This window comes from Serratia sp. JKS000199 (assembly GCF_900215455.1).
GTDB lineage: Bacteria > Pseudomonadota > Gammaproteobacteria > Enterobacterales > Enterobacteriaceae > Serratia > Serratia ureilytica.
Genome location: NZ_LT907843.1, coordinates 3197089 through 3212270 on the forward strand (window position 1 = coordinate 3197089; position 15182 = coordinate 3212270).

Below are 15182 nucleotides of genomic sequence, written 5' to 3' on the forward strand. Positions count from 1 at the left end.
ACAATACGAGGCCAGCAACGGGGCAGCAGATTTTAGATAGGGTCAACGTTCACATTTTCAAGAGCGGCAGTTTCCTCGACTGCTTCCGGTGCTGCTTCAACCTCGCGCGCAGGCATTTCCAGGCGCAGATCAATCCATCGCCCAGCCGGAATATCCATCGGCTCACCGGCCACAATCGCGGCTGTGTCGATGTCAAAGCGGCGCTTGCTGACCTTCACATAGATCGTGCCATCCTTGCCGGTGTTGGCTGAGACAAAGCACAGGCGGTTGCCGTTCACGTCCTGCGGCACTTCGATGTTCCAGCCATCTTCCGCAAAACCTAAAGCGCCGGTGACTTTGTAAACGCCAACTGAAACACGCTCAGCTGATACTCCTTCCGCTTCACCGTTCACAGCCGCGCAACCAGAGAGTGAAAAACCGCCAGAAAGATAGTCGTCTTGCATTGACTCCGGAGAACTCGCCAACCTGGCGATCGGCGATGCTGCTTTCAGGAATCCGTTACCGTCTACGGTAGCGTTGTAATCTGACCAAGTATTTTTAATGGCGTAAGCTTTATATCCTAGAGGCTGCTCAGCCTGCCATTTGTAATCCCCCATTGGTACAACATCCAACATGGGGCTTTCACGAATGCTGCTTAGCAGTGTTATATTTGGCACATTGAATGCCGGACCACAAACCCATAGCTCCCAACGTGAAATTGTATTGTTATAGAGGGCGCCAAACTCAATATCACTTACTGAATTTGGTGTTAAACCTAGCGAGAGGATTTCAAGCCCGCGCGCATGTAACGACGTTATAGTTGACCCTCTGCCAGTAAAATACACATATTTAATGTCCATTCCTATAACGCCATAATTTCGACCTCCAATAACGGCAAAATGCACTGCGGTGGCTCCGGTTGAAGATATGGGGCATTCTGCAATTTTACAATAACGTCGCGCACCTATTGGACCATTAATTCGTGGAGGAACAATCTGACCATAACCACCATTTTTTATAGCGCTGGCAAGAGTTCCCGCCGCATTGTTTTCGCTAATTTTTGCCGCCGCTGCCGATGCCGCTGATTTATCTGCTGATAACGCTGCATCGGCACGCAGGCGATCGACCGTCTGCACAATCTCTGGTGTGATATCACTTTCACCTGGACGCCGCAGGAAATCATTGAGTGTACCGGGTAGGGAGTCGGTATAAACCTCTATCGTGCCTACTCGTTCCGGTTGTGCACCATAAACTGACACAATCACCTCGTAGGCTCCAGGCTCTACATTAAGCGAATAGCGGCCCGTATCATCGGTGACAGATTGCGACTTTGCCAAATTCAACACCGTGGATGATGTTTTCATTGAGCGCATAGTAATAGTTACGCCAGAACGAGAATCACCGTAAGGCCCCTTTAAAACTCCGCTGATTAATACCATTTAATAATCTCCCATGCTTTTTATTTTTTCAGGTTATCCATTGCAGCTTCCAGTCGTTCTATTTTTTCCATCAACGCAAGAATCGCTTCGTGATGTAGCCCGGCTGAAACACCTGAACTATCTGGGGCTAGAACGTCTTTTACAATCGTGCCGTCACTAAACTCCATGTCGCCGGAAATAAACACTGATTCGGGAAACACTTCTTGTATTTCTTGTGCAATAAAACCAACCCCTGCGCTTCCATTAGATTTAAGATTCCACATATAGCCGCGCAGCTTTTTCATTTTCCCTAGAGGGTCTTGTATGAGGCGAACATTATCCTTAATTCTTATATCTGAACTCTCCACCCATTTCCCGTTAGCAGCATAGGCATTCCCATCAGATGACATTGAAAATGCCACTACCAGACCGCCTGTTGCATTTGCGATGCGGTATCTGAACCCCCCAGTTCCCTGTCCTCGGTTATTGACGAATTCACTGACGCCATTGGAACCATCCCAGCCTATCGCCGTGCACGCATTCGATATGATGCTTCCCGTTCCCTGAATTCGTACTGCACTGGTAATCAGCCCGCCGGTTTTATTGTCTATGGTCCCCAGCCTCACATCATCACCAGCGGCAACTGTTCCTGATGTTGCGCCGACGTTTCTTGTCGCAGAGTTGCCAAGGCCAAGATTTGTACGTGCAGTAGCAGCGTCTTTTGCTCCCGTACCTCCCTGCGCAACGGTGATTGCTGTGCTCAATGCCTTCAGCTGGGTTATATCGTTATTCACCCCTTTAGCGGCTTTATTTTCCAATGCCGTAGTAAAGCTATTCCAGGCTGGGCCGGTATAGGTACTGCCGTCAGGTAACGTCACCGTTATGTTTCCGGTGCCGCTGAATACCTGTTGCCAGTTGTTTTTATCGAGGTTCAGTCCGCGTAGCGCTTTCGCCGTCTCTGCGGCAAGCTGGGCGGTAATGGTGTTCATCGCGGCGCGCGGTACGGCATACCATGCTGCACCCGCCTGCGTTGGGCCGTCATAGGCTTTAATCAGCGTCGCCTGTGTGGCGCTATCAACGGTTTTCACCGGTAGCGTATAGGTGACGCCGCCGACGACGCTCACGATGAAATCACCGGCTTTCAGCTCGGTATTGAACGCCGTCCCCGCACCTTTCACTACGGCGGAGTTGTTCGTTAGGGTAAGAGTGCCTGCGGGCATGATGCTCTCCTAAATCGTTGCATAAAAAAACCGGCTCAGTGGCCGGTTGTCAGAAGTAATGGGCTGCGTTTATAACCATGAGCGGCATCTGTGACGAGTACCATCGGTTTGATGTATTCCACTGGGTCTGTATTCTTCTCCCTGATTCAGAACGCCAGAATTGGACGGCGCTGCCGTTAAACCGATAGCCGCAGCTGTAGTAGTTATAAACCCCGCCGCTACCTTGAGAGTCACCACGCATAAACGCATTAACGGCAAGGGGGATCATTGGCCTGGCTATCCCTGTATCGATTAAATCTTCGGGGTTCCTGCCGACATTAACCGAACGCCCATCCCAAACTAACGGCTCTGTATCGCTGGTGAATGTGTTATTACCGGCGGCGTTCTTAATCACCATTCCGTAACCGCGTGGTGTCGGTGGGTAATAACCGCTGTTCATAATGACCACTTTCACATTGGCAGTGGTTAACACCGCTTCACCCGAACCATTATCACGCGATACCGTTAATTCGTTATATTGCACAGCATGGTAAATAGAAACGCCGGGGTCATCGCACCGAACAAAGACAACCTTGGTGTTATCATTTTGAACGACTGGCAATGTCCATTTGCCGTTAATCGTCACTTCCCCTTTCCAGGCAACAAAACCCAGCCGGGACGAACTGTTAATGCTCATCCAGTCCACCGAGTTTCGAATCATTATTCCATACGTGCCTGAAACTGATTGCGGCGGTTGAACCTGGTATATGCTGAACTCGGTAAAGAACGCCTGCTGATTTGCATTGGTAAAATCAACAATTATCCTCCCACCATCGGTTCGCCATCCAGTAACCCCGCCGTAAGACGGGGGATTTGTCTGACTGCCGAATATATACCCGGTCTGACCAACCAGAAATACCGGGTTCCCAGCGACGTAATCAGGCGGAGTATAAATCTTTTGTTTATTGCCATCCGCCCAGGGTTCTTTATCGTTGGCTAATAGTGAAATGCTATTAACCGCCGCCAGCTCTTTGCCATTCATCCACAGGCCATACGCCACGCTACAACCTCCCCATTCTCACCCGCAGATTACCGCCAGCGTCATAAACATTAATCTGGTCGCCGCGTATCTCCATGCGCCCGTTACCGTCGCCACCGTTAATCTGGATTTGTCCAGCCCCTGCGCCGCTTTTATCCATCCGCCAGCCGCTGGTTGCGCTGAAATTGTCGGACTGAATAAAGCCGCTGATTTTGGCATTGGTGATTGCCGCATCCGCAATTTTCGCCGACGTGATAGAAGCGTTCTGAATGAAAGCATCGCTGATAAACACCTGGCCGTTGACTACAGCGAACGGCGAGTATTGCGTGTCGCCGCTGCCGCTCATCAACACGAACTGATTGGCGTTGAACCCGATACGGGTGATGACGGGTTTGCCGGTTTCTGCCAGCACGGCGATCGACATGCCCGCGTTGTAGAACACGCCGTTAACCCTCACACCGGCTTTCAGTGTGTGGATTGCCGTTGCGCCGTCGGCATCGACTGTTGCCGTCAGCTTGTCCTCCAATACCGCTGTCACGTCATCAATTTGCGCCTGCACCTGCGTAGACAGTTCAGCCAAGGCGTGATCGACTTCCGCTATCGTGGTTTTCACCACCAGAATATCAGCCCGCACCGTGCCGTATTGCGCCCACTGGTGTTCCACCGTCGCGTTGTTGGCCAGCGCGTTCTGGATGATGGCCTCAATGTTTGTGTCAATGTCGCCAGTGAGGCGGTCGCCGTCTTTGTCGGTCAGAAACCCATCGCCGATACTCTCCAGGTAGTCACCGGCATTTGCGTTGGATTGCCCCTTAATCCAGCCTGTCCAGTCGCCCTGATTGCCGGTACGGTCTTGCAACCGCGCGCGGAACCAGAATTCCTGCCCCGCCTTCAACCCGGTCATGGTGTGGGTGTGCAGCGGATACGGGATATCGGCCAACAACATCGCGTTATTCCCGGCGGCGTTATCTGCATACTGAATTTCGGTTTTCAGCGTGTCCTCGGCCCCGTCTGGGAATCCCCAATCGAGCTGGATACCCCAAAGTAACGGAGAAGCCTTGAAGCCGACCGGCACCGGCGGCTTGCCTTCTTTCCCTTTCAGGTAGGTTTCGATCGACGTCGCCCAGATAGACGATACGTCACTGGCGTTGATGGCCCGCACGCGAACTAGGTAGCGCCCAGCGTAAATTCCTGGCACCTCGAATCCCAACGCAGACGTGCGCGGCATCGATACCCAGTTACCATTATCTTTCCGCCATTCAGCCTCATACGCTATCGCGTTATCCACTGCCCCCCAGGCGGCGCGCAGGGTGGTAATCGCGATGCCCTGGCTCACCGAGGAGTAGCTGTCGATGGTGATGTTTTTCGGCGGGGCTTGCACGCCAGGAGGAATAATCGATATCGGGCGATCGTCGATGCGCGCGCCGGTATCGATGCGGGCGTACTTGTTCGGGTCATGCTCGGTAGCATTAATCGTAAAGGTGTTATCGCCATTATCGGCAATACCCACCACACGGTAGAGCTGAACAGCCAGATCATCAGCATCGATAGACCAGGCAGACTCCGACACGGGTATCTCGCTATAGGCAGTGGTAACGGTCACCACGCGATCATTCACCGCCTGCACGGTGCGAGCCTGTGCTTTGCCTGAAGGCAGGTTAATGATCAGGCGATCGCCGACTTTAGCGCCTGGCTTTCTGTCCAGCTTCAACTTGCGACCGTCCACCGCACTGATACGGCCACCGATCACCCGACCGGCAACCATCTGATCGGCCACGCCGACGATATGCCCAGGCATGGGGATCATGCCATCGAGGCCAACAGAGAAAGTAACCGTGCGGTCTTTGCTGTTGGTCAGCAATGCCCAGCGGCCCCGGCGGTTTGCCTCGCTCTGGCGGGTACAACCGATCGCTGTCAGCTCGGTTTGGTTCACGTCGTACCGGCGCACCAGGTCGCTATCAAATACGGCCTCTATCGCATCGGCGTAGTGGTTCGCCGGATCAGACCAACTGACCATCGCGGTGCTGTAGCGGGTGCGCTCGCTGGCAGACGAATAGGTAAACTTGCCGTCGATAACGTTGGCACGGGTATAGGTAAAGTCCATATCGCGCGGCATATCCGCCAGGGCAACCATTTGGTTTTGTCCCCAATAGGTCATGCCACGGAAGATACCGGCCAGATCGCTCAGCACCGTCCAGGCATCCTCGCGGGATTGAATGTAAACGTTGCAGGTAAAGCGTGGCTCCATGCCATCACCGCCGCGACCATCTGGCACCAGCTGATCGCAATACTGGGCGATGCGGTACAGTTCAGACTCGGATATTTGAGTTGAGTCGATGCGATCGCCCAGGCCAAAGCGGTCGGCTAAAATAATGTCGTAGAACACCCAGGCCGGATTATCGCTGTAGGCCCACTTATAGCCCCCCGTCCAAACACCGGTATAGCTGCGCGTTTCCGGGTCATAATTGTCAGGCACGCGGATAACCCGTCCGCGCGGCGCACAGCTGATCTTCGGGATGTTCGGAAACTGTTTTGAGTCAAACTCAACGTAAAGCAGCGCCGTGTTCGGGTAGCGCAACTTGGCATCAATAATTTCGGTCAGCGCCTCGATGTTCATGCGATCAGCAATCCGGGCGCTGTTAGCGTTAGGCGTCAATCGGCGAACGCGCACCTGCCAGCCCGTAGTGGCCTTCGGTAAGTTGATGCGGTGAGAACGCTCATATAGCGAGGTGGTTTTGTCGTCGATTGCTGCCGTTAACATTTCCTGATAGCTGCCACCATCGGTGGCCACATCAATGGCGTATTCGATGCGGTAGCCGTTAACGTCGCCGTTGTCCTCTTGCTTTTGCAGCATAGGCCAGCCGAAGCGCAGACGCACAGCGGAAAGTTGCAGGTTCGATACTGACCGAACCCACGGCGTGCCGCTTTTCAGTTCTGTGCCGACGGTGATCTCGTTTTCAACAGCAGGAATACCCTGAATATAATCCTGTGCCTGCGTACCTGGGCGAAACTCCCAGCGGAAGCCGGGGAAATTTTCAGAGCCATCGGCATTAAGTGCGGGGGTGCCGTCAGCAAAAATGTTTGTGCCATCCAGCCCACCGGCAAACTCTCCCTCTCCCAGGGCAAATAACATTTTCGCTCTGGCGATCGATTGAACGCTGTCTGGCGATTCTACCGGCGTGTGGCCGCCACCACCGCCACCTTTCCGCCCACGGATAATTTTCTGTGCCATATTTCGCCCATAAAAAAAGCCGCTATTGCGGCTGTCTGTTCAAACGAATGTCGTTATTGCTGGTCTTCGGTATAGATGCCAGCGGATATAACCGCCCCGCCTATCTCGCGCGTGCCGTATAGCACACCAACAGGATTACCCTGCGCCGTTGTGTTGACCGGCCCGCCAAAGGCATAACTCGGTTTGTTGTCCTGGTCTTGGCGCATGCGCAGTCCGCCAGCTTGAGGGGATAGCATTTGCACAATGCCGCCAAGAGCAAGAGAGGCTCCCATCAGGCCAACGGAAGTTGCTGTGGTTGCTGACATCATTGCCGCTCCACCTATAACTGGGTTCCAAGCAGCCAGTGCAATTAATGCTACCCCGGCAATGGTTTGAAAAAGCCCTGCACGTTTACTTCCAATGACCACTGGCACCAGGTGAATGTCTTCCGTGCCTTTTGTCAGCTCCATTTCATCTTGACCAACGTTCCGTTTCCCCACAAATACAGCGAAGGTCAGCCCTCGCTTATGAGCTTCCAACATATATCGTTCAAATCCGTCTATTAGATTTTTCATAGCATCGATAGCTTTTGGAACATTGTGTGCACGATATTTAAAATTTTCACCAAACAACCTAATCATCGGGCCGTGGAAGTGAATTACTCTTAATGGCACTTCGATAAAACTCATATACCCCCCAATAAAAAACCCGCCTAGGCGGGTATATAACGAGAAACCAATATACTATTTACATGCATTAACTGCCGACTCATAGAAGTCCATATCGCGTTTCTTATAAAATAAGAAATCGCTGCCAGAGTCAGTATTTTCCACATCAATTAACATTACAACACCTCTAGACATATCATTTATCTGAGCTGTATACCCATGCTTCGTAGGTTGTGGGTTAATTGGTGAGATGGTGTTTTTTTCATTCCAAACATTAAGAACGCATCCAATATATGCATCCGCTGTTTTAATTGTATGGCCTTGGATAGCCGGTGTTGTCAATCGAAGTTCGTTAGCCGTAGTTGAACAGCCAGACAAAATTATTGTGGCAATTACAGCGATAATTTTCTTCATTACCCTTTTCCTTAAGCTGAAAAGTGGAATGATAGCATCACATCAGTTCTTTGTGGCGCAGCACCTTCACAGTTCTCTCTTTCCAATAACCACCGTAAGGCACCCGCTGGCTGAGCATGCCGTACATGTGGTGCAGAAACATACCATCTTCGAGAAGAATACCGGCATGGTTCGCCACCGGTGCGGAAACCTGCATAATCACCATGTCACCCGGCATCGGTGGGCCGTCGAACTCCCGAAAACCGCAGTCGTGCCAGTTGTCCATGTAGAGATTTTCGCCCCGCTCCCACCACGGATAATCAACGCGGTAATCCTGGAGCGCTATGCCGTGCTCCTGCCGGAAATAGCTCATAATCAGCCCCCAGCAGTCGGTATGCCCCAGCACGAACTGGCGACCTATCAGCGGTAATTCCCCGCGCGGCATGATCGTTCTCAAGTCACCCTCCGGCCAGCTTGCAATCGCCCAGGGCAACTCCATCGCGTCGCACTGGGCTTTGTCCAGCTCGCTCGGCTGCGTGGTGGCATCCGGGTGACTGTGCACAATCATTGTGATCGTCCCCCACTCGGCAGCGGTCACATAATCCTCTGGTGACAGGTGAAACTGCTCGGTGGGATTGTCCGCCAGATTACGGCAGGGAAAGTAACGCTCAACGCGGGATTTCTGCGCCACGATGCCGCAGCACTCGCGCGGATACTCTGCCTCGGCGTGCGCCATAATGGCCGCTATGGTTTTCTCTTTCATAACTCTACCTACTGCTTAATCAGCGCTGCGCCGGGGAAGCCGCCGAACGGTAAGGGCTCAGTCTCACCAAAACGTTTTTGGCAATCACTCAACAGTCCACCGCAGCGATCTTTACTTGGGTCATCCACCGGATTGCCCTTGTCGTCAAAGTATCGCGTGCCTGCGTAATCGCAACCATTACCGGTGCGATACCATCCACGCGAACACCAGGTGCACAGGCTGTGGATTTGGCGGGTCGGGATGCGCAATCCCCGCAGGTCTGCCGGGCTGGAGAGTTCGAACTCCACCGCTTCATCGCTTTCCGTCGCCTTGCGATCGATGTAGAACACCTGTAGCTTTTCCTGCACCGGGTCAGCCGTTGGGTTCCCTTCTGGAAAATTCCGGGCATCAAGGTAATGCACCAGCGTATCGTGGATCAGCACCTTGGCCTGGGCCATATCTTCAAACTGAAGGCAAAGTGCAGTGATCAGGCCGTTGATATTGGCAACCGTCAATTTCGGCTCCGTGCTTTGGCTGTCGGAGGATATTTCCAGCCCTTCAACGGAAAACGGCCACGGCCCGTACTCTTTGCCCTGCCACCAGATCGATTTTGCGGGTAGTTTCGTTTCGTCCCCGCCAGCAGCGGCCAGTTCTTCAGGCGTATAGGGAAGCGTGTCGCTGTGAAAGCGCAGAATATCAGCGCCGAACTTTGTACCGTCCACTTCAACAAGACGAACGCGATTGCCCGGCTCCAACTTCTGCAGGTCTGTATTCAGCATGATTAATCTCGGTTAAACGTGGAAGGCCTCGGTAAACGTGGCCGTCAGTGAATAGTTTTCGCCGCCCATTGCAACAGGCTTATAGCCTTCGCAGCGATAGAGGCCGGGAACATTGGTCGGTGGTGTCCATTGGAATGACTTCACCCCTTGATGATCTTCAAGAAAGGCGATGATAGACGTGATGTAGCTGTACTTACCGATAAAGGTCAAATCCCATGAGCGAATGATCGGGTTGATACCATCACCGGAAACCTGCATATAACCATCGCCGAACTGCGCCTTCCTGATACGAAATCGGGTATCACCGGCGGCATTGACGCGCGCCGGATAGTTGAATGTCTGAATGGCCATTACATCCCCTTGATTGCTTTCCAGATAGGCTGGCCGGGCTTCAGGTTCCGGTTGATGACCTTCTGGCTTTCCTGCGCGGCGATGCTGCCCATCTGCTTGCCAAACTCTTCCCAGCCCTGATCGGCCTGAGTATTCACGTTGCCGCTGCCTTCAATCGTGATGTAGACGTTCGGCGCAGCAGCAGCTTGCTGTGGCATACCAATAGCCCGCACACCCAGCGAACCGTCCGCCCCCCGTTTGAGCGGCATGATCGCCTCCGGGCCAGCCTCGCCCATCAGGCCAGCGCCCTTAGCGAACGCAAACATGGTGGGATTGCTGACGATCTGGCCGCTGTACGCGCTCAGTGACGGCGACGAATAAACGCCGCCTTTTGCGTTGGCGAACATCGGTACTTGCCCTGGGTCATTGCCGGAGGGTGCGAAGAAGTTCATTCCGGCTTTCAGTGCGTTGAACATCGCCATCTTGATCATCATGCTGGCGAGATCGGTCAGGACAGACTTGGCGAAGTCGTTAAAACTGGCTTTGCCTGTGGTGACAAAGTTGGCCAACATACCGGTCATGCCGTCAAATGTTCGGGTGGTAGCGTCTTGCACCTGCCCATAAACGTTACCGGCATTGGCTGACCAATCCATCATTCCCTTTTTCAGCCCTGCGGTGTAATCGCCCTCGATAGCCGCTTTTTCCTGCGCAGCATTGCGGACAATATCGAGTTGCCTCTGCTGCTCACTGGCGAGAATGGCCGTCTGTTGCATGTACTGTTCGGACGTTTTGTCCGTCACTTCCTTATCCAGCTGCAAGCGGTGTTGCTGGAACGACTGCCGGATTTGCTGTTCAGCCACCATCTGATCGTAGGCATCAGTGGACATGGTCATCTGCGCATTACGGTTGGCGTACTCCTGCTGTTTCGCGGCCGTTTCCATCACCAGGCTACGGGTTTGTTCCAACAGTTTTTTGCCAATCTCACGTTCACGGTTTGCCTTTTCCAGCGCCACATTCTCGGTTAATTGCGCCCTGATCTGGTCTTGCATGGACAACAGACTTTTTTGACCGGCGGTCAGCTTCTTACCCTGAAGGCCTGCTATCTCCTGATCGAAGGCCACCAGCTTTTTCTGCGATTCGGTCAGTTTGTCGGTATCTTGCGCCTGTGCGCGCAGCACTGAGGATTGTTGCTGCAACTGTTGCAGACGCCTTACCCCTTCACTATCGCTATACGCAGCCCCTTTGGACTTTGCGCCATACTGCTTGTTAATGCCTTTCAGCGCCTGCGCGTATTCGTCTGCCGTCAGTTTTCCGGCCTTAAATTGCGCCGACACAATACCCGTTAGGCGGGCCTGTTCCTTTTTAGGATCAGCACCAGCCTTAATCGCTGCGGAGACTTCATTCTGTAGCTTTAACTCTTTACGTGCGGCTTCCTGTTCCTGTTGCCGCCGCTTGTACAGCTCTTCGTTGGTTTTCTTCACCTCGTTAGCGGTATCGTTGCTGATATCCAGCTTAACGCCCTGTGCCAGTGCCTGCGCCTGGCCGGTTTTCATGTGTGCCTGACCGATGATATCGAACGCGGACGCCACTTCATTTTTCAGCGACGTCCAGATAGACGCCAAGCCGCTGACGCTGTTCTCCTGCTCGGTGACTTTGGCTTTCACATCATCAAGGTATTTCTGCTGAAGTAACGCCGTCGCTTCACTGGTTTTGCCCTGCCTGGACAACGTGGCGATATGATCGATAAACGTGGTGTTGAGCTGAACGCCCTGATTGGTCAACGCCTCCATTGCCTTGAGAGGTTCACCGCTCAGGCTTGATAGCGTCGAAACAAGATCATCGGATGACATACCCAGCTCGTTCATCCGTGTGCCGGTTTCAGCTATGTCCGACAGCATATTGCCACCGAATCCTGCGCCGGCGGCGCTGGTGACAGCCTTAACCGCATTCTCTGTGCCGCCAAGCGTCATCGTCAGCATGCGCAGGTCATTCACCGTCATAATGGCCTGAAGCCCTGACTTTTGAAGCGCTGCGGTATATGCCTTGGTCTCTGCCTCCCCTTTTTGGAACGCGGTATACAATGCGGTGGCACCGGCAACCGCCGCCATGATGCTTAAGCCTACCGGGCCACCCAGCAGGGCCAGCGCACTTTTCATCAGGTTAGTGCTGACCGCTGCCGCACGCGCCGTAAAGGAAACCTCCTTGTTGGCCACGCTGATTTGGTTCAGGGAGGAAAGCAGATTGGTTTTGCCCTGGGATTCGGCAATATCTGCCGCCAGCACCGCTTTTGAGGCCTGCGCCATTTTCTCCTTGGCGCTGACCTCGGCAAGATCAGCCTCGCGCACCTTGCGGTGAATGTCGGCATACTCTTTCTGGTAGCTGACCGAAAGGCCGTAGAGCTGGTTCTCCTGATTTTTTGCCGCATAGAAGCGCGCCATTTCCTGAGCCTGCTCGCGGGATGCTTGAGCCTGTTCACGGGTACGCTTAGCCGCATCGAACTGTGCCTGGGCCTGCTGGCGTGCAGATTGCGCCTGTTCAATCTGGCCCTGTGCCGCCTTGTTAAACTCAAGGGCAGCAGCCTTCGCCGCTTCGCGTTGGGCCTCCCAGCCGCTGGTCAGCCCCTTAAATCCGATGAAAGTGCGGTCGAGCGTCGGGATTAATGTATTGGCCAGCGTGCTGACCGCAATGTTACTCCCACCAGCCAGGCCGCTGATCACACTTCGCAGCCCTTCGAAGCCGCCCTGACTGGCGCTAAGCGCACCACTCAACGAGTTAAGCTGACCGCCGGTGCGCTTCGCCTGATTGCCTATCTGGGTCAGCGCTTCGGTGGTTTTCTGGCTTTCCTGCTGCGCCTTGCCGGTAAAGTTTTTTGACGCGGTTTCTGCCGTTCTGAATGAATCGACAATTTGAGATTTAAAACTGGCGGAATTCAGGTGCAACGCTACCGCCAGAGTAGCTACATCGGCCATTACATGAGCGCTCGCACAACGGCAGCACACTGTTCATCAACATCAGATGCGACAGGGGCTGACAGATTGACAGGGGGCGGGGCAGCAGTATCGGACGTTGCCTTATCCACCAGCGAATAGAATGCCTCCCAGTGCTGGATAATGGAGGCCGGGAGGGCTGCAATTTTTCTGACGTCTGGCTCACCGAAGCGATCGGCCAACTGATAGATCAGCCATAGCCACGGTGAGTGGGTCAGTTTTTTTCGGCTTCCTCCAGCGTGCCGTAGCTGTGGTTCTGGATAGCGCGGATTGCATCAAATAACGCCGCGTTATCATGCGCGGCCAGCAGTTCCGCCGGTGAAGGCAAATCAGACGCCGGTACTGATTTACCCTGCTCGTCAACCAGTGCAGAGAGGATCAACTGAGCACCCAGCAGTGTTGCTGCCTTTTGGTCACTCTCTGCCTGCGCCTTTCCAAGCCCTTCGTCGTAATCCATCAGTTCACCGGCGGTCAGGCGTCGGATGTGTACCGGCACGCCAAACAGCGTGTGCGGCACCGCCGTATTGGTGGGTTGAAGCAGCGCGGTCTTGAGGTTGATTTTCTTCTGGGTCATGCCATGTCCTTACTTAATCGTTACGGTTGCGGTTGCGCTGTTGACAGTGTCTGACCGCTCGGCAGACAACACCACGCGATAAGCGCCTGCATCCGCCGCCACAACTGAGTTTTTGGTATAAGTGGCAGAGGTTGCACCGCTGATGTCAGTGCCGTTTTTCTGCCATTTGTATTTAACGGGCTTGCCGTTACTGGAGGTAGCCGCAACAGTCAGGGACAAATTGCCCCCGACTGCCAGATCAGCGCTCTTCGGCTGGGTAGTCACGCTGATCACACCTTTGGGGCCACAGCTCCCCAGGTGTTGCTGTTCTGCTTGCCTTGCACCGTGATCTGAATGACTTCACTCGCCGGAGCGGTGATTTCGTTCATCTTCCAGCCGGACAGCGAGAGGATCGAGGTGGAGGTGCGGCCGTTCGGCAGCTCAACATAGAACTGAACGGTTTCGCGGTTGTCCGCTGCGGTCAGGAACGCCGCAAAATCGGTATTGGATGGATCGTCGATAAACCCGATCGACTTCTCCGCGCCTTCCGGCAGGTCGGAGATAAATTGCTTTGTGGTGTCGATAAGGGTCGTGCAATCGACAAAACTGCCGGTCTGCCCCATCTCGCCCACAGCCTTACAGTTAACCAGCGCCTTCATGGCCGTCGGTGCTGCGCCGACAGCGCCCCACTTAACAACCGTGCCAGCCGGAAGCATGGCGTACTCTGGCGACGTTTTATCAGCCATAATTTCCCTCACTTAATGATTGTGGCAGCGGTCGCTACCGGTTTTCGATGCCGTAGCGGAGTTCTGCCGCCAGGATGCGTAATACGCGGGTTTTGTTGTAATCCAGCGCCGGGCGGATAAACGGTAGGGCAACCTGCTTAACCGTGCCGAATTCCTGCGCCAGCGCCTTCATGTGATGCTTCTTGCTCGGGCCGACCTTGAATGTCATTACCGTCAAATAACGGGGATCGTTCATGCGGCTCGTACTGCGGATTTTTATGTCGTCCCGCATGTGCGGCCCGGTGCTGCTCTCATCAAAACCGGCATGCTGTTTCATGTCTTCCAGCACCGGCTCCAGCGCCGCTCGCCCGGCATCTCGCAATACCTTGACCGCTTCATCTCCCATCGCCTTTAGCTGGCGCTCCAGAGAATCAAGGCCCGTAACGTTTATGCTGATCATGTGGCGTCCTCCGGGTAGCAGATGACGTAATCACGCACCAGCCGGTACTGAACGCTGTTGTTGGTGAGGGTGGTTGCTCCCTGTTGCATCGTGCCGCGTGTCACTGTCTGAACGGGCCAGCGCCCAATATGCCCGTGCTGAATGCTCTCCCAGGCTGCGCAAATAGCCTTATCCAGTTCAATGAGGCGCGCGTAATCGCCGATGACATAAAGCGCGACCTGAAAGCGCCCCTGAATCAGTGCCGTGCTGGCTAGCCCGGTATCAACTTTCGGGTTGCTGATCTTCTGATACGTCACGCCTTCCTGTTCCGGGTCAGGTAACAGCAGCGGGTACGCTGGCAGGTTCGTTAGTGCCTCCAGTGCCGCTTTGATTTCATACTCGATCATGACGAATATCAGCCTCCGCCGTAATTAACAGCCGGTCTCGTTGTGACCGGTCAGGCGCACGAACGGTAAAAGTTCGCTGCTGAAAAACCACCTGCCAATCAACAGTAATTTCATCCCGTGGCCGCAGTGTGAACAGCATGGTTTCCACTACCTGCCCCTGTTCACCCGTGCGAATTTTTCGGTTGGAGATCGGCTCCGCATCGGCCCAGACCTCTATAACAAATTCGAAGGATTTCACCGGCGCACCAGTTTTGTCGTCACGAATTATTACGGGTCGAAACAACTTGATTCGGTTATGAAGCTTGCCAGCCTCCAT

Annotated in this window: 16 protein-coding genes; all 16 read right to left on the reverse strand. The window is 53.9% G+C overall.

Annotated features, from left to right (window positions below; genetic code table 11):
- Positions 1-32: 32 nt before the first annotated feature.
- The 16 genes from CPH57_RS24710 to CPH57_RS15290 all read right to left on the reverse strand — a co-directional run bounded on the left by CPH57_RS24710 (position 33) and on the right by CPH57_RS15290 (position 15182).
- Entirely contained in the window at positions 33-1418 is a 1386-nt protein-coding gene (locus CPH57_RS24710) for a prophage tail fiber N-terminal domain-containing protein (protein ID WP_231922807.1), read from the reverse strand.
- Between the two features lie 20 nt (positions 1419-1438).
- Positions 1439-2617: a tail fiber domain-containing protein gene (locus CPH57_RS15220; protein WP_096242501.1), complete on the reverse strand. Its 1179-nt coding sequence runs from the start codon at positions 2615-2617 to the stop codon at positions 1439-1441.
- A 49-nt stretch (positions 2618-2666) separates the two neighbouring features.
- Positions 2667-3656 (reverse strand): DUF6453 family protein, encoded by a 990-nt coding sequence (locus CPH57_RS15225; RefSeq protein WP_096242502.1) that lies wholly within the window; start codon positions 3654-3656, stop codon positions 2667-2669.
- Between the two features lies 1 nt (position 3657).
- Positions 3658-6864, reverse strand: a complete 3207-nt coding sequence (locus tag CPH57_RS15230; protein WP_096242503.1) for a host specificity protein J — start codon at positions 6862-6864, stop codon at positions 3658-3660.
- A gap of 53 nt (positions 6865-6917) precedes the next feature.
- Positions 6918-7418, reverse strand: coding sequence for a tail assembly protein (locus CPH57_RS15235; RefSeq protein WP_231922838.1), 501 nt, complete (start codon positions 7416-7418; stop codon positions 6918-6920).
- 168 nt (positions 7419-7586) lie between these two features.
- A complete protein-coding gene (locus CPH57_RS24415; RefSeq protein WP_150130715.1) occupies positions 7587-7925 on the reverse strand; it encodes a hypothetical protein in 339 nt (112 codons plus the stop codon).
- 37 nt (positions 7926-7962) lie between these two features.
- On the reverse strand, positions 7963-8667 hold the full coding sequence (locus tag CPH57_RS15240) for a C40 family peptidase (RefSeq protein WP_096242505.1): 705 nt from the start codon (positions 8665-8667) through the stop codon (positions 7963-7965).
- Between the two features lie 8 nt (positions 8668-8675).
- On the reverse strand, positions 8676-9428 hold the full coding sequence (locus tag CPH57_RS15245) for a phage minor tail protein L (RefSeq protein ID WP_172428025.1): 753 nt from the start codon (positions 9426-9428) through the stop codon (positions 8676-8678).
- 9 nt (positions 9429-9437) lie between these two features.
- Positions 9438-9776 carry a phage tail protein gene (locus tag CPH57_RS15250; RefSeq protein ID WP_033655100.1) on the reverse strand — a complete coding sequence of 113 codons (339 nt, stop codon included), beginning with the start codon at positions 9774-9776 and terminating at the stop codon, positions 9438-9440.
- Entirely contained in the window at positions 9776-12724 is a 2949-nt protein-coding gene (locus CPH57_RS15255) for a phage tail tape measure protein (protein ID WP_096242507.1), read from the reverse strand. The genes CPH57_RS15250 and CPH57_RS15255 overlap by 1 nt, the downstream gene beginning before the upstream one ends.
- A gap of 232 nt (positions 12725-12956) precedes the next feature.
- Positions 12957-13316 carry a phage tail protein gene (locus CPH57_RS15265; protein ID WP_096242509.1) on the reverse strand — a complete coding sequence of 120 codons (360 nt, stop codon included), beginning with the start codon at positions 13314-13316 and terminating at the stop codon, positions 12957-12959.
- Between the two features lie 9 nt (positions 13317-13325).
- On the reverse strand, positions 13326-13580 hold the full coding sequence (locus tag CPH57_RS15270; protein ID WP_231922808.1) for an immunoglobulin domain-containing protein: 255 nt from the start codon (positions 13578-13580) through the stop codon (positions 13326-13328).
- Between the two features lie 5 nt (positions 13581-13585).
- Positions 13586-14041: a hypothetical protein gene (locus CPH57_RS15275; protein ID WP_033655098.1), complete on the reverse strand. Its 456-nt coding sequence runs from the start codon at positions 14039-14041 to the stop codon at positions 13586-13588.
- A gap of 34 nt (positions 14042-14075) precedes the next feature.
- Entirely contained in the window at positions 14076-14480 is a 405-nt protein-coding gene (locus CPH57_RS15280) for an HK97-gp10 family putative phage morphogenesis protein (protein WP_096242511.1), read from the reverse strand.
- Positions 14477-14866, reverse strand: coding sequence for a hypothetical protein (locus CPH57_RS15285; RefSeq protein WP_096242512.1), 390 nt, complete (start codon positions 14864-14866; stop codon positions 14477-14479). Before CPH57_RS15285 ends, CPH57_RS15280 begins: the two co-directional genes overlap by 4 nt.
- Entirely contained in the window at positions 14853-15182 is a 330-nt protein-coding gene (locus tag CPH57_RS15290; protein ID WP_096242513.1) for a phage head closure protein, read from the reverse strand. The genes CPH57_RS15285 and CPH57_RS15290 overlap by 14 nt, the downstream gene beginning before the upstream one ends.